Source organism: Marinobacterium iners (assembly GCF_017310015.1).
In the GTDB taxonomy this organism is placed as follows: Bacteria; Pseudomonadota; Gammaproteobacteria; order Pseudomonadales; family Balneatricaceae; genus Marinobacterium; species Marinobacterium iners.
In genome coordinates, this window is the sequence record NZ_CP022297.1 from 2,895,004 (window position 1) to 2,914,793 (window position 19,790).

General features: G+C 54.8%; 19 protein-coding genes and 1 pseudogene. 5 read left to right on the top strand and 15 right to left on the bottom strand.

Features of this window, described 5'->3' with window-relative positions; all coding sequences use genetic code 11:
• Positions 1-11: 11 nt before the first annotated feature.
• A complete protein-coding gene (locus CFI10_RS19405; protein WP_341868535.1) occupies positions 12-386 on the bottom strand; it encodes a type IV pilin protein in 375 nt (124 codons plus the stop codon).
• A gap of 358 nt (positions 387-744) precedes the next feature.
• A pseudogene (locus CFI10_RS13885) lies at positions 745-850 on the bottom strand (prepilin-type N-terminal cleavage/methylation domain-containing protein); the annotation flags it as partial.
• 285 nt (positions 851-1,135) lie between these two features.
• Between CFI10_RS13885 and pilB the strand changes: the two are divergent.
• The 5 genes from pilB to CFI10_RS13910 are packed head-to-tail and all read left to right on the top strand — an operon-like array spanning position 1,136 to position 5,775.
• The gene (gene pilB, locus CFI10_RS13890) at positions 1,136-2,833 is read left to right on the top strand and encodes a type IV-A pilus assembly ATPase PilB (RefSeq protein ID WP_206842166.1); all 1,698 of its coding nucleotides are present in this window, start codon (positions 1,136-1,138) and stop codon (positions 2,831-2,833) included.
• A 12-nt stretch (positions 2,834-2,845) separates the two neighbouring features.
• Positions 2,846-4,090 carry a type II secretion system F family protein gene (locus CFI10_RS13895; RefSeq protein WP_206835427.1) on the top strand — a complete coding sequence of 415 codons (1,245 nt, stop codon included), beginning with the start codon at positions 2,846-2,848 and terminating at the stop codon, positions 4,088-4,090.
• A 3-nt stretch (positions 4,091-4,093) separates the two neighbouring features.
• Positions 4,094-4,951 (top strand): prepilin peptidase, encoded by an 858-nt coding sequence (locus tag CFI10_RS13900; protein ID WP_206835430.1) that lies wholly within the window; start codon positions 4,094-4,096, stop codon positions 4,949-4,951.
• Positions 4,951-5,562 (top strand): dephospho-CoA kinase, encoded by a 612-nt coding sequence (gene coaE / locus CFI10_RS13905; protein WP_206835434.1) that lies wholly within the window; start codon positions 4,951-4,953, stop codon positions 5,560-5,562. The genes CFI10_RS13900 and coaE overlap by 1 nt, the downstream gene beginning before the upstream one ends.
• The gene (locus CFI10_RS13910; protein ID WP_091824692.1) at positions 5,563-5,775 is read left to right on the top strand and encodes a DNA gyrase inhibitor YacG; all 213 of its coding nucleotides are present in this window, start codon (positions 5,563-5,565) and stop codon (positions 5,773-5,775) included. It begins immediately after the preceding gene.
• A gap of 18 nt (positions 5,776-5,793) precedes the next feature.
• Here the strand turns inward: CFI10_RS13910 and CFI10_RS13915 are convergent, their stop codons facing one another.
• The 13 genes from CFI10_RS13915 to CFI10_RS13975 all read right to left on the bottom strand — a co-directional run bounded on the left by CFI10_RS13915 (position 5,794) and on the right by CFI10_RS13975 (position 19,759).
• A complete protein-coding gene (locus CFI10_RS13915; RefSeq protein ID WP_242529995.1) occupies positions 5,794-7,080 on the bottom strand; it encodes a sugar transferase in 1,287 nt (428 codons plus the stop codon).
• Between the two features lie 78 nt (positions 7,081-7,158).
• Positions 7,159-7,629, bottom strand: coding sequence for a nuclear transport factor 2 family protein (locus tag CFI10_RS13920; RefSeq protein ID WP_206835435.1), 471 nt, complete (start codon positions 7,627-7,629; stop codon positions 7,159-7,161).
• Positions 7,626-8,408, bottom strand: a complete 783-nt coding sequence (locus CFI10_RS13925; protein ID WP_206835437.1) for an SDR family NAD(P)-dependent oxidoreductase — start codon at positions 8,406-8,408, stop codon at positions 7,626-7,628. The genes CFI10_RS13920 and CFI10_RS13925 overlap by 4 nt, the downstream gene beginning before the upstream one ends.
• Complete coding sequence (locus CFI10_RS13930; protein ID WP_206835439.1) at positions 8,405-9,121, bottom strand: DUF6134 family protein; 717 nt, start codon at positions 9,119-9,121, stop codon at positions 8,405-8,407. Before CFI10_RS13930 ends, CFI10_RS13925 begins: the two co-directional genes overlap by 4 nt.
• Positions 9,122-9,204: 83 nt before the next feature.
• The gene (locus CFI10_RS13935) at positions 9,205-10,887 is read right to left on the bottom strand and encodes a methyl-accepting chemotaxis protein (protein WP_206835441.1); all 1,683 of its coding nucleotides are present in this window, start codon (positions 10,885-10,887) and stop codon (positions 9,205-9,207) included.
• A 203-nt stretch (positions 10,888-11,090) separates the two neighbouring features.
• Complete coding sequence (locus tag CFI10_RS13940) at positions 11,091-11,564, bottom strand: RES family NAD+ phosphorylase (RefSeq protein WP_206835443.1); 474 nt, start codon at positions 11,562-11,564, stop codon at positions 11,091-11,093.
• The gene (parS, locus tag CFI10_RS13945) at positions 11,561-12,094 is read right to left on the bottom strand and encodes a type II RES/Xre toxin-antitoxin system antitoxin (RefSeq protein ID WP_206835445.1); all 534 of its coding nucleotides are present in this window, start codon (positions 12,092-12,094) and stop codon (positions 11,561-11,563) included. The genes CFI10_RS13940 and parS overlap by 4 nt, the downstream gene beginning before the upstream one ends.
• 38 nt (positions 12,095-12,132) lie before the next feature.
• Positions 12,133-14,370 carry a heavy metal translocating P-type ATPase gene (locus CFI10_RS13950; RefSeq protein ID WP_242529996.1) on the bottom strand — a complete coding sequence of 746 codons (2,238 nt, stop codon included), beginning with the start codon at positions 14,368-14,370 and terminating at the stop codon, positions 12,133-12,135.
• A gap of 61 nt (positions 14,371-14,431) precedes the next feature.
• Positions 14,432-15,559 (bottom strand): Fic family protein, encoded by a 1,128-nt coding sequence (locus tag CFI10_RS13955; protein ID WP_206835449.1) that lies wholly within the window; start codon positions 15,557-15,559, stop codon positions 14,432-14,434.
• A gap of 97 nt (positions 15,560-15,656) precedes the next feature.
• Positions 15,657-15,929 carry a type II toxin-antitoxin system PrlF family antitoxin gene (locus CFI10_RS13960; protein WP_206835452.1) on the bottom strand — a complete coding sequence of 91 codons (273 nt, stop codon included), beginning with the start codon at positions 15,927-15,929 and terminating at the stop codon, positions 15,657-15,659.
• A 136-nt stretch (positions 15,930-16,065) separates the two neighbouring features.
• The gene (phbB, locus tag CFI10_RS13965) at positions 16,066-16,815 is read right to left on the bottom strand and encodes an acetoacetyl-CoA reductase (RefSeq protein WP_206842170.1); all 750 of its coding nucleotides are present in this window, start codon (positions 16,813-16,815) and stop codon (positions 16,066-16,068) included.
• Positions 16,816-16,982: 167 nt separating this feature from the next.
• Positions 16,983-18,347, bottom strand: coding sequence for an MATE family efflux transporter (locus tag CFI10_RS13970; protein ID WP_242529997.1), 1,365 nt, complete (start codon positions 18,345-18,347; stop codon positions 16,983-16,985).
• A gap of 131 nt (positions 18,348-18,478) precedes the next feature.
• Entirely contained in the window at positions 18,479-19,759 is a 1,281-nt protein-coding gene (locus CFI10_RS13975; protein ID WP_242529998.1) for a DUF1329 domain-containing protein, read from the bottom strand.
• Positions 19,760-19,790 lie beyond the last annotated feature (31 nt).

Below are 19,790 nucleotides of genomic sequence, written 5' to 3' on the forward strand. Positions count from 1 at the left end.
TTCTCCCTTGATTAAGGTGTTGGCCCGACTGTACCCGTTGTATCCGGACGGCAAGCGGTATCGGCATTCAAATTACAACGTATGCCCGTATCACCGGGGCTTTTGGGGTAAGCCTGAATTTCGGCACCAACCGTTGGACTGGCAATAGCTGCCACATCGGTTATCCATACACAGGCGGACTCAGTCGGCGAAGGAAATGAACTACTGCCATCGGTTAGAGCCACCAAAGCACTCATCGCATAGCCTTTTGCCTCCCCCATACAGGCACTGTTAGCTGCCTTACGCGTGTAATCAAGATATGCTGGCAATGCTACCGCGGCCAAAATGCCGATAATGGCAACCACAACCATCAGCTCAATCAGTGTGAATCCCTTTGCCCTGTTCATAGCCACCTCCGGCATTTGGACATTGGTCAAAAACAAAGAAGCCCCGACAATCCAGGGCTTCGATGAAGTAACTCAAATTAATCACACACACATCACATCAATTATCAGCCATCATGTGAGCAGTTAGCACTTTCAGTATCACATTCAATAGTTGCGCCACCTGGTTCCGCCGCAACCACAGTAACCGATCCAGGGGATGCAAAATTCGCTACAGTAAAGTTACCTGGTGCATTTCCTGCACAAGCACTCCACTCTGACGGTTCAGCGCTGGCGGGTGCAGATGCCCCCTCTTCTGATACAGCTATCAACAACGCATTTGCAGCACCTTTAGCCTCAGCCAAACACGCATTGTTCGCCGCCTTACGCGTATAATCCTGATAAGCAGGCAGCGCGATCGCAGCCAGAATACCGATGATCGCCACAACGATCATAAGTTCGATCAGAGTAAAACCCTTCTGATTCATCTGTTTTTTCATGGTTATCTCTCCAGCGAGTTAACGTTTCTAAAAGAGGTGCAGCATGCGGGCACATCTCCTGTTACCCCGACGCTGCATTAGATACTAGGCCAGTGATTACCTCCCTGTCCAGCCTTAACACAAACTGAATGCAAAATTAGCTTGAGCTGAATCAAAGGCTGATCACTCTACCCAGAACAGTTTACAGTTTGACTGCCGCTGTGCTTTGATTGCCATTACTATACAGCCGCAATGTGCAGTTTTGAGGTTACAGGAGTCCCGGTGTCTAGAGGAATGCAACCCCTTACAGGCTTGGCCAAACGCTTGGTCAATGATGGTGTTTTCTCAGCCGAAGTCGCACAGGATGCGATTCAAGAAGCCCAAAAGGCTGGCCAGCCGTTCATAACCTACATAATCAAGCACAGACTCGTCAGCGCCCAGCGGGCGGCTACTGCCGCATCTGATGAGTTCGGCTTACCTCTTTTTGACATCGACGCCATCTCTGATGAGCTACTGCCCAAAGAGGTTGTAGCCGAGGGCCTGATCACCAAGCACCATGTTCTTCCGCTGATGCGTCGGGAAAACAGGTTATTCATTGCCGTTTCCGACCCTACAAATATCCAGGCGCTCGACGAAATCAAATTTCAGACTGGCATCACAACTGAGGCTGTCATTGTCGAAGATGACAAGCTAACCCGTCGGCTTGACCAGTACCTGGAGCACTCATCAACAGCCATGGACGAGCTGGAAGATGAAGACCTGGAAAACCTGCAACTGCATCCAACTGAACAAACGGAAGAAGATGTCGCTGAAGATGCAGCTAACGAAACCCCAATTGTTCGATTTATCAACAGAGTACTACTGGACGCGATAAAGAAAGGCGCTTCAGATATTCACTTTGAACCGTACGAGAAAGCATACAGGGTACGTTGTCGTATTGATGGGATACTGCAGGAGGTACACCGCCCTCCCCTGAACCTCGCCAGCCGATTAACTGCTCGCTTGAAGGTCATGTCCAAGATGGATATATCAGAGAAGCGCGTACCTCAGGACGGACGCATTAAGTTAAAGGTTTCCGCAAAGCGCGCTATTGACTTCCGTGTCAACACACTCCCTACTCTTTGGGGTGAAAAGATTGTATTGCGTATTCTCGACCCGACCAGCGCCCAAATGGGTGTTGAAGCTTTGGGCTTTGAGCCGGATCAGAAAGAAGCCTTCATGTCTACGCTTGAGCAGCCGCAGGGTATGATTTTAGTCACAGGCCCCACTGGCTCGGGCAAAACAGTAACGCTTTATACCGGTCTCAATATTTTAAATACAGAAGAGCGCAATATTTCGACTGCAGAAGACCCGGTAGAGATCAACCTAGAGGGGGTTAACCAGGTCCATGTTAACCCTAAAGTCGGGCTTACATTTGCTGAAGCACTTCGTGCCTTTTTGCGCCAAGACCCCGACGTGGTGATGGTGGGTGAGATTCGTGACTTGGAAACAGCCGAGATTGCGATCAAGGCTGCTCAAACAGGGCACATGGTGCTGTCTACATTGCATACAAATAGTGCACCCGAAACTCTGACACGGTTACGAAACATGGGAGTACCTGCATTCAATATTGCAACATCTGTAAGCTTGATCATAGCTCAGAGACTGGGGCGTCGACTATGTTCAGACTGTAAAAAACCTGTCAACCTACCAGAGGCCACCTTGATCGAGGAAGGTTTTTCTGTAGAGGCAATACCTGCATTGCACATATATGAAGCAAACCATAAAGGTTGTAACAGCTGCAATCGTGGCTATAAGGGACGTGTGGGTATTTACGAGATACTGCAGATGACAGCAGACGTGGCTGAGTGCATTATGGATAACGGCACATCTATTGATATACTCAGAGTGGCAAAACAAGAAGGCTTCAAGACGCTTCGCGAGGCAGGTCTCATCAAAGTTGCCAATGGCTTGACGAGTTTGGAAGAGATGAACCGCGTCATCAAGACCTGACAAGGACTGAACATGGCTAAAGCACTAAGTCGAAAGCAACAACAGGAAGAAGTGAAAAACACCTACGTCTGGCAAGGGCGCGACAAGAGCGGCAATATCAGCAAAGGTAAAATTGACGCGGTAAACCTTGCTAAAGCAAAATCTCTCCTTCGTCATCAGGGTGTTAACCCCCACAAAATTCACAAGGAGGGCATGGGTCTTTTTGGAAGCAAAAGCAAGCCCATTAAGCCGGTTGATATTGCTTACCTTATTCGCCAACTGGCCACCATGATGAGAGCCGGTGTTCCCCTGTTACAGGCGCTCGATCTTGTTTCAAACGGTGCAGACAAGTTCAAGCTTAAAAAGCTCATTCAGACTGTACGTTCCGATGTCAATTCAGGGACTGATTTTGCGTCTGCACTAGCGAGACACCCCGACTATTTTGATGACCTTGTATGCTCCCTTGTGCAAGCTGGTGAACAGTCGGGCGCCTTGGAAACTATGCTCGACAGAATCGCAACCTACAAAGAGAAAACTGAGTCTCTCAAAAAGAAAATCAAAAAAGCCATGACTTACCCGATTGCCGTGATTGTTGTGGGTGTCATTGTATCTGCGATTCTTCTTGTGAAGGTTGTGCCTCAGTTTGACTCAATATTCAGGGGATTCGGTGCCGACCTCCCTGCGTTCACACAACTCGTGGTGAACATGTCTGAGTGGATGCAGAAATGGTGGTTTGTGGTGCTGTTAATCATTGTCGCATCTGTTTTCTTTTTTGCAAAACTACACGCCAGGTCGGAGAAGTTCTCGAATCTCGTTGATAGATCAATTCTAAGGCTACCTGTATTTGGCGGAATTCTCCATAAAGCTGCAGTTGCCCGCTTTGCACGCACATTGGCCACAACTTTCGCTGCAGGGGTACCGTTGGTAGAAGCCCTCAATTCTGCAGCTGGCTCTACGGGTAATGTGGTTTACAGTGATGCTATCAAGCAGATTAGAAACGGGGTATCGACGGGGCAATCGCTAACCAATGCTACTACCATGACCGGTATATTTCCTGTAATGGTGATACAGATGTTATCAATCGGTGAAGAGGCGGGCTCTCTTGATCACATGCTGGATAAAATTGCCACCTTCTATGAAGAAGATGTGGATAACGCAGTGGACAACCTTTCCAGCCTGCTGGAACCGATGATTATGGTCATTCTTGGCGTATTGGTGGGTGGGCTTGTTATTGCCATGTACCTGCCGATCTTCCAGCTGGGCCAGGTGGTTGGCTGAGCAATGATCGAATTGTTAATGACAGAGCCGCTGGTTGCGGCTCTTTTTGCTTTAGTTACCTCACTGCTGGTGGGCAGTTTTCTGAATGTGGTGATACTGCGGCTGCCGGTTATGATGCAGCGCGAGTGGGATGCGATGCTGCAGGCTGAGGCTGAGGCGTCTGCGCCCGTACCTCAGGAGCGCTTCAACCTGATGATGCCACGTTCACGATGCGGTGGGTGTGGCCACCTGATTCAATGGTACGAAAACATTCCAGTGGTCAGCTGGCTGTTCTTGCGTGGCCGCTGCAGTAATTGCGGCACGCGCATCTCGGTGCGTTATTCGCTGGTCGAGCTGATCACAGGTCTGATCGGGGGCTGGTTGATCTGGCATTTTGGTCTGACACCTCAGGGCATGGCACTGGTGGTGCTGAGCTGGGCGCTCATTGTGCTCACCTTTATCGACCTGGACCACCAACTGCTGCCCGACAGTATCACTCTGCCCCTGTTGTGGCTGGGGCTGCTGCTGAATACACAAGGTGTATTTACTTCGCTTGAAAGTGCCGTATTCGGTGCGGCCGCCGGCTATCTTGTACTCTGGGCCGTTTACTGGCTGTTCAAGCTGGTGACCGGCAAGGAAGGCATGGGCTATGGTGACTTCAAACTGCTGGCTGCCATCGGTGCCTGGGGCGGGGTACAGGTACTGCCGCTGGTGATTTTGCTGTCATCGGTGGTGGGTGTCGTGCTGGCGTTCAGCCTGATTGCATTACGTCGCCATAGCGCGCAAAATCCACTTCCGTTTGGGCCCTATCTGGCAATTGCCGGGTGGATCGCACTGGTCTGGGGTGATCAGATCATTTCCGCTTATTTGGGGAGCTTTTGATGCTGGTAGCAGGACTTACAGGTGGAATCGGCAGTGGCAAGAGTGCTGCATCCGACTGTTTTATCTCACTGGGCGTACCGGTGATTGACGCCGACCGTGTAGCTCGACTGGTGGTAGAACCCGGCAGTGAGGCGCTGGACAAGATTGCCGCTCACTTTGGCGACCACGTCATCCAGGCCAATGGCAACCTCGACCGCTCTGCACTGCGCCGTATCGTGTTTGACAAGGAACGCGAACGCAACTGGCTTGAGGCGCTGCTGCACCCTCTGATTCGTGACCACATTCTGGATACTCTTGAACAGCTGGACGAACAGGGCCACGCCTATGCCATTCTGGCTTCACCCCTGCTGCTCGAAACCGACCAGCACCTGCTGATCAGCAAGGTGATTGTGGTGGATGCCCCCGAGACACTGCAAATCAGTCGCACCATGGCTCGCGATAATATCGAGGAAGCACAGGTACGCCAGATTCTGGCGGCTCAGATGCAACGTGAAGAGCGCCTGAAACACGCTGACTTTGTGCTGGACAACAGTGGCAACGAAGATCAGTTGCGCGAATCGGTCAACGCCCTGCACCCGCAACTTTTGCAACTGGCACAGGAGGAGGTGTAAATGGCCGGCAAACTGCTCGACTGCCCTCAGTGCGGTATACCCACCCTCTACTCCATCGATAACCCGGACCGGCCGTTTTGCTCAAAACGCTGCCGCATGATCGACTTGGGTGAGTGGGCCAGCGAGGGGTACCAGATAGCGGCAGAGCCGGAGTTTGATGAATTCAGCTCGGATATGCTGGAAGACCCGGGCATGATGCAAACGCGCCATTAAAGCACACCTCATCTCGTTTCAACGGGCGCCAAAACCGGTCAGAATGACACGTAGAGTGCGCAGTACAATCAACAGGTCCACCCACAGCGAGAAGTGCTTGATGTAGTAAAAGTCATGCTCGATCTTGATGCGGGTTTCGTCACTGTCACCAGCATACCCCTGCATTACCTGCGCCCACCCCGTAATCCCGGGCTTAACAACATGACGGTAGGCGTAAAAAGGGATTTCCTGCTCAAACTGTTCCACAAATACAGACTGTTCAGGGCGTGGCCCTATCAAACTCATATCCCCTTTCAGCACATTGAAGAACTGCGGCAGTTCATCAAGCCGCGAGCGCCGCAAAAAACGCCCCAACCGAGTGATGCGCTCATCCCCCGACTGTGCCAGCAGCTGACCATTCTTTTCAGCATCATGACGCATGCTGCGAAACTTGCAGATTTTGAAAGGACGCCCTCCCTGCCCCACCCGCTCTTGAATAAACAATACCGCCCCGGGGGAGTCCAGCTTAATGGCGACCGCAACCAGCAGCATCAGTGGCAGCCAGGCAGGCAATGTGACTAGCACGATGATGATATCAATCAGCCGCTTGAGTGACTCATAGGCGGGTGATGGCTGCAAACTGCCAAACTCATTTTCGGACAGGTGATCGATACGTACACGGCCGGTAATGGATTCGTTCAGCTGCTTGATATGATAAACCGGTATGCGATTGAGCGTGGCATGGGCCAGAAAGCGCTGCCATTGGGGCGACAGTTCCGCGTGAAGATCAGCTACTACGGCATCGAAACGACGACCGCCAAAACTCGGCTCGGCCAGGGTGTGAAACCGATAGAATGCGGTCGATTCAAGCCGTTCTGTTCTGACTGAAGGTACTACGGCGATTTTTTGGGTACGAAAGCGACGTCCTACAAAAATGGCTGCGCCACTCCAGAAACAGGCTGCAGTGAAGCCATACAGGTGCCAGTGCCACAGTACCGGCTGGTTTAGCAACAGAATAATGGCGCTGACCAGAAACCAGGCAAGGGATACCGTTGGCAGTATGTGTGCAAGCGAACGCGCACCGGGATAGATGCGCAACCGGCTGAGAAAAAACAGACTTAACAGGTAAGCACCGACCAAGGCAGTCAGTGTTACGCTACCCACTGACCAGCGCAACTGCATGTATTCCGATGCCAGCAGCCCCAGCGGCAACAGGTACAGGCAAACGCTGCCAAGCACAAATTGAAACGGTAACCCCAGCAGCAGCCTCTCATACCAGCGTGAGTGACGGCGCTCATAGTGCGGAATATGTGGGGCTACTGACATGGAGAATGTTTCACGCTGCTGACATCAAGCTGCCAGTATACGCGTTGAAACCTTAATATTCAGCGTCTGTGAACGGTTTCAGTTTGGAGGCGGCAGTGCCATTTTGCGTTTGACCCGCCGCAGCAATGCGCCGATCAGCGGCAATTGCAGGTACACTGGGGCACTGTCCCAGTAGTCCAGATGCTCTGTAACCCTGCCCGCCTGATCCAGCCAGATTCGGCTGCTGCCTTCTACCTTCAGCTCACCGATCACCGGCACCTGAGCAGAAAACTGCCAGCGTAGCCAGGCACACTGGTTGGGCTCATGCCAGCAGACTTCGAGCAGTTCAAAGGCCGGCTTTCCGGTACGTTCAAACATGTCATTCAGCAGCGCCCGCACCGAGTTACGTCCGTAGAGATCATTGAACGGGTCACGAAAGTGCACGTCTGGTGCCAGGCGCTCGCACAGGTCGTTTATCCGGTCGGGCGTCAGGCTTGCGAAGGCCTCGGCATAATCGCGCGCCTGCTGTTCAAGCTCTGTGGTGTCTGCATCCATGATGATTTTGCTCAAAACCCAGTGCTGCGTTTGATGAGTTTGAAGTAGAGACCGTGGGGTACCATGCGCAGCAGGGCCAGCGTACGCGCAAACGCCGAAGGGAAGCGGATCTCGAAACGGCGGCTTCCGAGCCCCTTGACCAGCTGGTACGCGGCCTCTTCTGGACTGATCAGCTGCGGCATGTCGAATGGGTTCTGGTCGGTCAGAGGAGTGCGCACAAAGCCGGGGTTGACCACCTGCAACTGCACGCCACTCCCCTGTAGCTCGACCGCCAGTGCTTCGCAGGCGTTGACCAAAGCCGCCTTGCTTGCTCCGTAGGCTGCGGCTGTCGGCAGACCTCGATAGCTTGCCAATGAAGCTACACATGCCACTTGCCCATGTCCTCGCTTGCGCATGCGCGGCAGCACCGCTTCCAGCCCGGCCATGACCGCCAGAAAGTTGATGTCCATCAGACTGCGACAGGTTTCCACCGACAGCTCGTCCAGTGTCATGGGTGTATGATTGCCTGCATTGAAGACCACCAAGTCAGGCAGGCGCCATTGCGCCTCGATCCAGTCCAGTGCCCGTTGATTGGCACCGGGTTGGGTGACATCCATTTCCAGCGGCAGTATACGTCCGATATAACCGGCTTTTCTGGCATCATCCGCCACCTGTTGCAATATTTCACGTCGACGCCCACTGATGACGACATCACTGCCCTGCTCTGCCAGCCTGAGGGCCGTGGCCCGGCCAATACCGGTGCCGGCACCGGTGATCCATACCAAGGGCCAACGTGGAATGCCGTTGATATTCATGGTGCCTCCTTAAGCGCCAATGGCACTGGCTCAGGCTGTAATCGCACACGGATGCGACTGCCATCGCGAGCACTGAACTCCATGCCCAGCCAGCGACCATTTTGATCGTACCAGCTGTGAGTATCGTCCAGATCCCCTCCCAACTGGTAGTGAGTGGCCACTATTACTTCGTTGCCAAGCTGCACTGTTTCACGCCCCAGTTCGGTGACATTCAACTCGCTCACCTCGCCGGTCAGTGTATTCAGCAGCTGCTGCTGTAGTGGAAGCTGAGGGTGCCAGTGATTTGAAGTAAGCAGTCGCTGACCCAGAGGCTCACAAACTGCCGCCTCAACACGGCAGAGCCGATCATTTTGACGCTCAATGCGGTGTAGTGTCAGCGCTCCATCGTCATCAATTCTGACGTTCAATTTCTGCAGCTGTCCATCAGTCGACCATTGCTCTTGCGCTGCATACTCAAAATGGTAGTTGAACAGTGCCAGTACACGAATCTGCAGATGCATCTCTATATCGACCTGCAGTCGGTCGGCCTGTTGGTCAAACCGAAGCCGATAATGACCAATGGTTTTGCCCTTGCGTTCAACGCTGTATAACGCTTCAGTGCCGTACAAATTCAGTGGCGACACAAAACCAGTGCCCACCCCGACCTGAGCGGCAGCTGCCTGAACGGTCGCCAGCAACAGCGCCGACACCAAGATGTGACGAACTATACGCATAAAAAATCCCCCGCTGACTGATACGCGCTCGAAATGCGGGCGGTTCAGTCAACGAGGGATTATCGGGTAGCAAGTGGCGCCGGTTACGCCTTGAAGCGGGATACCAGCTGGTTCAGGCGTGTTTCCAGTTCGCCCATCTGGCTGGCGGTGCCGGCCAGTTCTTCTGCATTGTGCGTGGCCTTGTCAGCAATATCGGCAATCTGCTGCACGCTCTTGCTGATTTCGTCAGCCACCGCGGTCTGTTCTTCCGCTGCACTGGCGATCTGGGTATTCATTTCAGTAATGGTACTGACCGAGTGGGTAATCTGCTGCAGCGAGTTGCGTGCTTCATCGGCCCGTTCGATGGTGTCTTGGCTTTGTGCCTGCGAGCTTTGCATCTCGGTAACCGCATTGCGTGCGCCGGACTGCAACCGTTCGATCATGCGCTGAATTTCGTCGGTGCTCTGCTGAGTACGAGTTGCCAGGGTGCGCACTTCGTCGGCAACAACGGAAAAGCCACGCCCCTGCTCGCCGGCTCGAGCCGCTTCGATGGCCGCATTGAGCGCCAGCAGGTTGGTCTGCTCCGCGATCGACGAGATAACGTTGATCACTGTGCCGATCTGATCGGCATCGGTGCCGAGGCTGGCAATGACCTCTGCCGAACGGTTTACGTCATCAGCCAAGCGGTTGATCGATTCGATGGTATGCTCAACCACCTTTTGCCCATTTACCGACTCGCCATCGGCCTCACGAGCGGCATCGGCTGCCTGAGCAGCACTGCCAGCCACTTGCTGAACCGCGGCTGCCATCTGGTGAATGGCGGCAGCGGCCTGTGAGGTTTCACCTTTCTGTTTATGGGCATCTTCATGGGTTTGGCTCACCACATGTTTCATCGACTCGGTTGACTGACTCAGTGAGCGCACCGCAGTTTGCACTTCGCGTACCAGTTGCTGGATTTTTTCGACAAAGTCATTGAACCCCCTGGCCACATCACCGACTTCATCATCGGTTTCAACCGGCAGGCGCTGAGTCAAGTCACCTTCACCGCGCGAGATATCCTTGAGGGCCGCAGCAGTCTGCTGCAGCGGGCGTACCATACGCTGTGCGACATACAGGGTTACCAGCGATACCAATACCAGCAGGATCAGGGCAGAAATACCGATGATGCCCAGTGTGGTTGCGACTGAAGAGCGAATCTGATTTTCCAGTTGCGCAACGGCGGCATCGATATCATCGATGTAGAAGCCGGTACCCAGCAGCAGGTCCCGCCCCGGCATCATCTGCGCATAGCTCAGTTTAGGCGCCTTGGCGTCTGTTCCGGGTTTGTCCCAAACATATTCAACATAACCCCCACCCTGTTTAGCCTGAGCTATCAACTCGCGCAGAATGTTGACGCCATTTGAGTCACGCAGGTCGCTCATATCAGTACCGACCAGGCGGGCACTGCCCCCATGAACCTTGGTAATACCCTGGCTGTTGTAACCAAAAATGTACCCATCGCTGCCGAACCGCATGGCATTCAGCACTTCGGCAGCACGTTCCATTTTTTCGGCTTCACTCAGATTTTGGTGGGCAAATATAGGCTGCACGGCGCTGATCGCCTGCTCCACATAGTGACGCAACTCGGTCTGCTTGGTCGCCAGCATGTCCTTGCGGATGCGCTCCACTTCTTCATCACCCATCGCCTGCATCTGCACGCGAACAATGATCATGATGGCCGCGACCACCAGCAACAGGGGCACCAGAGACAGGAGCAACAGCTTGCCCTTTAGTCTGAGTTTGCTCATCTTTAATCCTTACATAGGCAGGGGGTTTAAAAATAAGCGTAGTGTACTGCAAAACATTCCATTGTTCTAATAAACACATGTTTTATGTCTTGGTATTGATCTATCTCAATGCAATATTTATGAAGCACTGGTCTCACAGACCACACCGAAGCGGAAAACGGTTCAATTGCAGCCGGTGCGCATTCCCTGTTTCGGCATACAATTCAGAGAGTCAGGCGCGGATCGTAATCAAATTGAGTGATTGCGCCGACTCTGATTTTGCTGATATCAGGGTGCGCTGGATTGAGCAGGTAGTTGTACTCACCATGGATTGCAGCACTGGGAACCTGCATAACCAGTGAGATCTCATCCTTGACCCAATTATCCCCCACATTTCGAACAGCACTTGCCAGCTGGGGGCTGTTCCAGTTATCAGGCAGGTCGTTCAGATCGATATGTGTGACCAGCGCGGCATCAAAGCTGACTTCGAGCTTGGCATATTGCCTCAGAATGTCGGGACGGCGCAGATGCACGAGCAACTCCAGCGCTGCCTGGGCAAGGCTGGTACCGAGGTACACAACCCGAACCCCTTTGCTATTCCAACGGCCACCGTACAGAAATGCCCCCTCACCAGAGAGCATCGCTTCGGGCGTACTTGCAAAGGCTGGGTCAGCAATACGCCAACCCGTTAGCCTCAACTGAATACTCCATGGCGGATGCGCCCGATCAGGTCTTCAACATCACGTGCTCCCATTTCTGTACTGGCGTAATACATGGGGGCTTCACCCTGTAACAGGTCATGAGGTGTCTGCAGCCACTCGACTGCAGCCGCATCGTCGCCCTGCATCATTTCAAGCGCAAGGTCTTTGATTCTGGCAAGGCGTACAACGCGATCCGATTCATCAACATGCAGGTAGCCCTCTTTCTGACGCCGCCTCAGGGTTGCAATGGACATGGAAAGGCACTTGACCATTTCTGCCCGAGTAGTTGCGTAGGCTTCCTCAAGCATCTGGACTGAAGCGGCAGGCAGGCCATCACGAATACGACCAATAATTGCACTGTGGTCGTTATTACAAACACCCGTTACGACGCAGACTAGAGTAGAACCCTGACCTGACCGCGTAACCTTTTGCGTCTGGCGCTGCGAGACAGGCCGAATACTGCCTGCCCTTGGCGCTTTCGCAGTAACAGGCCCTTTTTTCGGAGTTGCGATATGCGCCGCTTCCATTTGATCACCTCAAACTGTTCAGATGAACAGCTTAGTCACTACGATGAACGATGGCAAGTTAATGCAATATTCTTAAGCCGCCTCGCATTGGCTACCACAGTGACTGAAGATAGCGCCATGGCTGCGCCGGCGATGGCCGGGTTGAGCAGCAGGCCAAGCAACGGGTACAGCACACCTGCCGCCACCGGAATGGCCAGGCTGTTGTAGATAAAAGCACCAAAGAGGTTCTGTTTGATGTTACGCACTGTTGCCCGCGATATGGCGATGGCATCCACCACTGACGTGAGGCTGGAGCGCATCAGTGTGACATCGGCAGAACTGATCGCCACATCGGTGCCCGACCCCATGGCGTAACCGATATTCGCCTGCGCCAGCGCCGGTGCATCATTGATGCCATCACCCACCATTGCAACGATCTTGCCTTCTGCCTGCAGGTTCTTGATCACCTGCTGTTTCTGCTCCGGCTTGACCTCGGCGATGACACGGTCAATACCCGCCTGTTTCGCGATCGCGTTGGCAGTGCGCTCGTTATCACCCGACAGCATCACCACTTCCAACCCTTGGCGATGGAATTGAGCCACCGCTTCGGCGCTGTCTTCGCGCAGCGGATCAGCTACCGCGAACAGCATCACCGGCTGTTTATCCACCGCCATCCAGATCAGAGAGCGTCCGGTATCACTGAAGCGCTCAGCATGTGGCTCAAACTCAGTGGTATCAACCCCCTGCTCTTGCATCCAAAGTTGATTGCCCAACAGTATGCTATTGCCTTCGACTTCGGCCTGCACCCCACTGCCGGCGGCAGCTTCAAACGATTGGGTGTCTGTCAGTGTGATCGCCTTGTCGCGGGCGTATTCAACCACCGCCTGTGCCAATGGGTGTTCGGAATGCTGTTCGACACTGGCGGCCAAACGCAGCAGTTCGGTTTCGTCACCTTCGCAGTGCAGGCCGACAACCTGTGGTTTGCCTTCGGTGAGGGTGCCGGTTTTATCCAGCACCAACGTGGTGATCGATTGCGCCTGCTGCAGCGCTTCACCGTTGCGAATCAGCACACCCTGTTCGGCTGCACGCCCCACGCCCACCATCACTGACATCGGCGTCGCCAGCCCTAGGGCGCAGGGGCAGGCAACGATCAGTACGGTCAAGGCCGCCACGATTGCATAGGGCCAGGCAGGCGCCGGTGCCAGCCAGAGCCAGAACACAGCTGTAAGCAGCGCGATAAGGATCACGACCGGTACGAAGATGGCCGAAATGCGATCGGCCAGCCGGCCCAACGCCGGCTTGGCGTTCTGGGCTTCACGTACAGTGGCCACAATCTGTGCCAGTACGGTTTTCTGCCCCACGGCGCTGACTTCGATCAGCAGACTGCCCTGACCATTTACGGTACCGCCCGTGACTGCGTCACCGAGCTCGCGCTTGACCGGCACCGGCTCACCGGTAAGCATGGATTCGTCCAGATGGCTGCTGCCTTCAAGCACCTTGCCATCGACCGGGACCCGTTCGCCGGGACGAATACGCACCTGATCCCCCGGCAGCAACATCGCAACCGGAACAGACTTGCTTTCACCGTCACGAATACGCAGCGCTTCACGCGGCTGCAGATCCAGCAGCTTGCGAAGGGCATCGGTGGTATTGCCTCGGGCGCGGCTTTCCAGCGCCTGCCCCAACAGGATAAAGCCGAGAATCATCACCGCCGCCTCGTAATACAAGTGCATCGCGGCTTCAGGCAATATGCCGGGAGCGATCGCGGTAATGATCAGCAACCCGGTGGAGTAGACCCAGGCGGTGCCGGTACCCAGCGCAATCAGGGTATCCATGTTCAGGTCACCACGGAATAGCCCCAGCCAGGCGCCTTTATAGATATGGCCTGCGCTGTAAACCATGATTGCCAAAGTGACCACGCCCAGCGCGACGCCCTGAAGCACTCCCCCTGTGGTATGCAGGTCGGGCATCCAACCGATCAGCATGGCGAGCATCAATACACCGCCTGCCGTTAATGCAACCAGACTTTTACGCAGCGTGAGACGATAGGCTTCACGCTCCTGCTCGGCCCGCTTCTCGTAGTCGTCTTGATCCTGCATCAAGTCAGCACCGTAGCCGGCTGCCTCCACCGCCCTGATCACTACACTGGGGTCGGCATCGGTCTGTACCGAGGCGGTACGGTCAGCAAAATTGATCGCGAAGTCCTGAATGTCTTCGGTACTGTTGAGGGATTTTTCGACACTGCGCACGCAACCGGCGCAGCGCACGTTATGCAGGGCAAACTGATAGATGGCCATCTTGCACCTCATGTGATGGTATTTGATGGCTTAAGCATAAACCCTGAAGTGGGGTATAGGGTCAAGAGGAAGGATACTTAACAGTATACCGGGTGCTGCGCCCACCTCCGGGCAACTGCTCAAGGCATCCCAGCTCTACCAACGCAGCCAAATCCCGCGTTGCGGTCGCCTTACTGGTTGCTGCAATGCTTTTGTATTTACTGGCGTTGATACCCTGAGTGAACTCATCCTGATCAGCATCGAGTAAACGGTTGAGAACCTTACGCTGACGGTCGTTCAATTCAGTATCGGCATGGACACGCCAAAAACGAGATTTATCCAGGGTTCTAAGAAATCGGGCCAGACTGCGCTCAATCGCCTCGCGCAAGGTTTCAAGAAACCACACCAGCCAAGGCGTCACATCCATGTCACCTTTTTGGGTATTTTCCAGCACATCATAGTAGGCGTTTCTGTGACGCATGATGGCAGCACTCATGCTGTAGAAGCGAACGCTGGTTTTTTCATCCTGCGCCAATGCTCGATCCGCAACCGCTCGCGTAACACGGCCATTACCATCCGAAAACGGGTGCAGTGTGACCAGCCACAGATGTGCCAAGCCTGCCCGCACAAGTCCATCCAGTACCGATGAGGTGTGATTAAACCAGTGCAGAAAAAGGTCCAGCTCCCGAGAAAGACAATCACTCGGAGGCGCCACAAAATGAACAACCTCGCGATGCCCTTTCTGCGACACCACTGCCATGGGGTGTCCCGGCAAGTCTTGACGCAGGCCTCCGATAATAGCCTCTTTGGGCATAAACAGAGGCCGTTCCGTGAACAAATTCGCTTGCCATCGAAACAGGGTATTAGCATCAAGCTGTTCATCAACGTCTGAAACCGCTTCAGCCAGCATTTGTACCAACTGCTCTGTTTCGGGGGTGCCCGGCACCAACCCTGACGTATCCAACCCCAAACGTCGTGCAGCAGAGGAGCGTACCGAGGCCGCGTTGAGAACCTCCCCCTCGATGGCACTGGTTTGAATGGCCTCTTGCACCAGCGCGTCAATCTGACTGGCGAGACTGGCACTGTGATCCAAGTAATCTGCGTGCCCTATCAAGCGCCCCTGCAAGAGACGAATATCAGACAACAGAGGCGCAAGTGTCTGATGGTCATAAACAAACTGAGGCCAACCCGATTGCTGCCAGATATACATGGAAGTGGCTCATGATCATAGTCTTGAGCCGATTATAATGCCCTATTCGGCTCAGAATAGAACTAGAAAATCGTTTTAATGATCCGATTGAGGATTTTCAATCCAAAATCCCTGGCTCATTCAACAGCTTCTTCAGCCGCGGCTTGGATTGCACGGGACGATCCAGCGCATCCTGAAATGCGGCCCATTGCTGTTCATCCAGATTCAATTCGACCTTTGCGGTCAAAGAGCGCAAACGCTGCACAAGCTCTTCGTTCATTACCTGCAGGCGTTCGGAATGTTGTTCAATGTCGGACTCCTGGAATTCAAGGAAAGGCTCCAGAGCCGGATCATCTGACTCGGTTGATTTGGTTTCAAGATTAAGAGTCATGACAACCTCCTCGTTAATTAATGACATATCTGCATCATAATGCAGCTGCATTACACCAATAACAATGCCAGGGTGCGCTTACAAAAAAGGGCCACCCAATGGCAGCCCTCTGTTTTTTCTTTGCTCCCAGTGGAGATCAGAACATGTGCAAACCACCGTTGATAGAGAAGTCAGCACCGGTGATGTAGGCCGATTCGTCTTCCGCGAGGAAGGTCACGATACGGCCGATTTCGTCCGGCTCACCCAGACGCCCTACCGGAATGGACTTGGCGATTTTTTCCAGCACGGAGTCATCGATCTTGGCAACCATCGGCGTCATCACGTAACCCGGTGATACGGTGTTGACGGTAACACCCTTGGCAGCGACTTCCTGCGCCAGCGCCTTGGTGAAGCCGTGGATACCGGCCTTGGCTGCCGAGTAGTTGGTCTGCCCGAATTGGCCCTTCTGCGCGTTGACGGAGGAGATGTTGATCACACGACCCCAGCCGTTGTCGATCATCGGGTTGATCACCAGACGGGTCATGTGGAACATGGAGTCCAGGTTGGCACTGAGGACTTCATTCCACTGTTCCCAGCTCATTTTCTTGAACTGACCATCACGGGTGATACCCGCGTTGTTGACCAGTACATCCACATCACGTCCGGTCAGTTCCTTCACGGTTGCGATACATTCCGCGCAGGATTCGGCGTTGGTGACATCACCATAGGCCACGTCGATTTCATAGCCTGCCTTGCGCTGCTCTTCCTGCCACGCCCTGGCCTTGTCGTGGTTGCCGCCGCTGTTGTATCCGGCCACCACATGGAAGCCGGCATCGACCAGCTTGCGGCAGATTGCCTCGCCCAGACCACCTGTACCACCGGTTACCAATGCAACTTTTTTACTCATCATCTACATCCCTTTTCCATGGTTTTGCCTGTTTGCCCCCTGCAGGGGGTGTCAGGCATGCTTTTATAATGTGTTCTGTCACGTTTTGATTGTTATGACTTCATCATAGCCCTGATTGGGTCAGGTCTAAAGTAGCATTTTGGTGCATTGCCAATTATAGCCGGGGCTTATAAAGCGGCGATGACACCGGACTCGGCATCGAGCGTACGCAGGTAGCGACGCACCCAGTAATGGGCCACCACGGCGGTGATGGCGTTGGCGATCACCAGTGCCACAAACATGCCGGTCAGACCAAACAGCAGGTTGCCCAGCCAGCCCAGCGGCACGTACATAAGGAACAGGCGGAACAGGCTGATCCGCATCGCCCGCATCGGCTGATGCAGGGCATTGAAGGAAGAGGCACTGAGGAAGGTGACCGCCTGAAAACCGAACCCCGCCGGGACGATCAGCATCCACAGCTGCAGCCAGCGTGCCACGTCCGGGTCGTCACTGAACAGTCGGGAGATCGGCCCGGAGAGCAGCACCAGCAGGGCAAAGATGATCAGCTGCCAGCCCAGGGCAAAACGAATTGCGCCACGGTAGGCGGATCTGACCCGCTCCAGCTGCAGAGCACCGAAATTCTGACTGATAAACGGCGGCAGGGTCATCGACAGCGCCAGACAGAACAGCAGCGACAGGGATTCGATGCGGGCACCGGCACCGAAGGCGGCTACCGCCTCGGCTCCGTGTACCGCCACCAGTGCCGTCAGCACGCCGTTGGCCAGGGGTGTCATCATGTTGGAGAGCGATGCCGGCAGGCTGATCGACAGCAGTTGGCGCCAGTGCTGCAGCATCGGCTGCCACCTGGGCAGGGTCAGCAGCAGCATCCCCTTGCGATGGTACAGCAGATGCAGCGCCAGCAGGGTGGTGATCGACCAGGCCAGCACACTGGCCATGGCGGCACCCTCGATGCCAAAAGCGGGGATCGGCCCCCAACCGAAAATCAACAGCGGGTCGAGCAGCATGTTCAGCAGTGACGAGATCAGCATGATACTGGCGGACAGACGGGTGTCACCCGACGCCCTGAAGGTGCTGTTGCACACCATGTTGAGCACCAGAAAGACCGACCCGGCAAACCAGATCTGCATATAACCGCGGATCAGCGGCATCAGTTCGGGCGCGGCGCCCATCTGGCCGAACACCGGGTCGATCAGAAACTGCCCCCCTGCCCCGACCACCGCCATCAAAACGCAGGTGAGCAGCAGGTTATCGGTTGCCAGACGCGCTGCCGTTTCGCTGCTGCCGCTGCCGATCAGCCGCGCCAGCGTGGCCGAGGTGCCGATACCCAGCCCGATCGCCAGGCTGACCACCGAAAAAGAGACCGGGAAGGTAAACGCCAGTGCCGCCATCGGTTCGGTACCCAAACGGGAGACGAACCAGATGTCGGCCAGATTGAACAGCATCAGGCTGACAATGCCGAACATCATCGGGATGGTCATGCGCACCAGTGTCGGGCGGATGGGGGCGTTGAGCAGGTCGGGACGCCTGGACATGCGGTTCCTGTCTGTTGGATCGGGCCGAGGGTCGAATGGGCAGGAGTTTAGCAAAATCGCCGCTCCGGTGCAGGCAAAAAAAGCCCGGGGCGTGCCCGGGCCAAAGTTGAAATGATGATGAAGGGTTTGGATCAGCGGCCGGAGGCGCGCATGTTCTGTACGCTGAACTTGTCCACAGGGCTCAGCGCCGGATCAACGATCCCCTTGAACTGACCGGTGGTGCAGTGCTTGGCCTGCATATCGATCATGGTGAAGGCGTCATCGATGGCAACACCGGTGCCCTTGTTGATCGGCAGATGATGGTCCGGGTGCGCCTGTCCGATCACCCAGTTCTTCCACATGTCGCCCTTGCGGTCATAGACCACGGTGCGCGGGATGGTGAAGGTCTGGGCGTCCATGAAATGGGTACGCTTGCTGATCGGGTGGTTCTGATCGATCGGAATCGAGTCGACCTCATACACCTTGCGCAGCTGCCAGGTAATGTTGGGGAAGCAGCCGCCCTGACCGCCGAAGGCGACAACCTGATAGCCGTCACTGTCCTGATGCGTTTCATTGTCGAGCTGCAGCTCGTTGTGGCTGAAGAACGGCATCAGCATGTAGCGGGTACCCTTGTAGGCCCAGTTCATATCGCTGATACGGCCGTTGTAGCCCTCGAAGTCCTCGATCATCACGTCGGTGCCAAGGAAGGCATCGGTGGTCTGGCCGGTCGACAGGCGGCGCACTCGGCGCTGGAAGCCGAGATAGAGGTAGGCGTTATCCACTTTGGTGTCGTCTTCAAACCGCTGGATCAGCAGCTGGGTGTCCTTCACGTCAAACGGCTCCAGCGCCTGAACGTAAGTGCCTCGGAACAGCTCGGACGGGTTGGGCTCGATCTTCGGGTACGGGTCCTGTGAAGTGCGGTGGGTAAAGTTCAGGAAGTGGAAGTTGAACTTGATGGTACGTTCCTTCTTGCCACTGTCCATGTCACGCATGGTCCAGTAGAACGGCATGATGGCGGCTGAATCACCCCAGTTGTAACCGTACTTGTAGTTCCACGCCAGCTTCTCGCCGGCACGGGGATCATCCAGTGACGGCTCCTGCGGGAAGGGACGACCCGCGATGGTCGGGGACAGCTCGCCATGACCGGCACCGAGCTGGACATCGGCCGAGTACTTGCGGGTCGCTTCCACGTAGCTGGGGTGCAGGTCGAACGAGGTAGTCTCGCCCACCTGCATTTCGGTATCACCGTTTTTGATGAAATGGTACATCCCCGGGTCCAGCGCGTCCTTGAACCGATCCACGTTACTCTGGTTGATGGTCATCCCTGGAGTGAGGCCTTCCACACTAGGCACACCATCCTTGTAGGGATAGAAGGAGGCCTGAATCACCTCTTCCGGAATTGCAGCGGCCTGAGCACCAACTGCCACAGTCATAGTGATGGCTACTGAAAGAAACGTTTTTTTC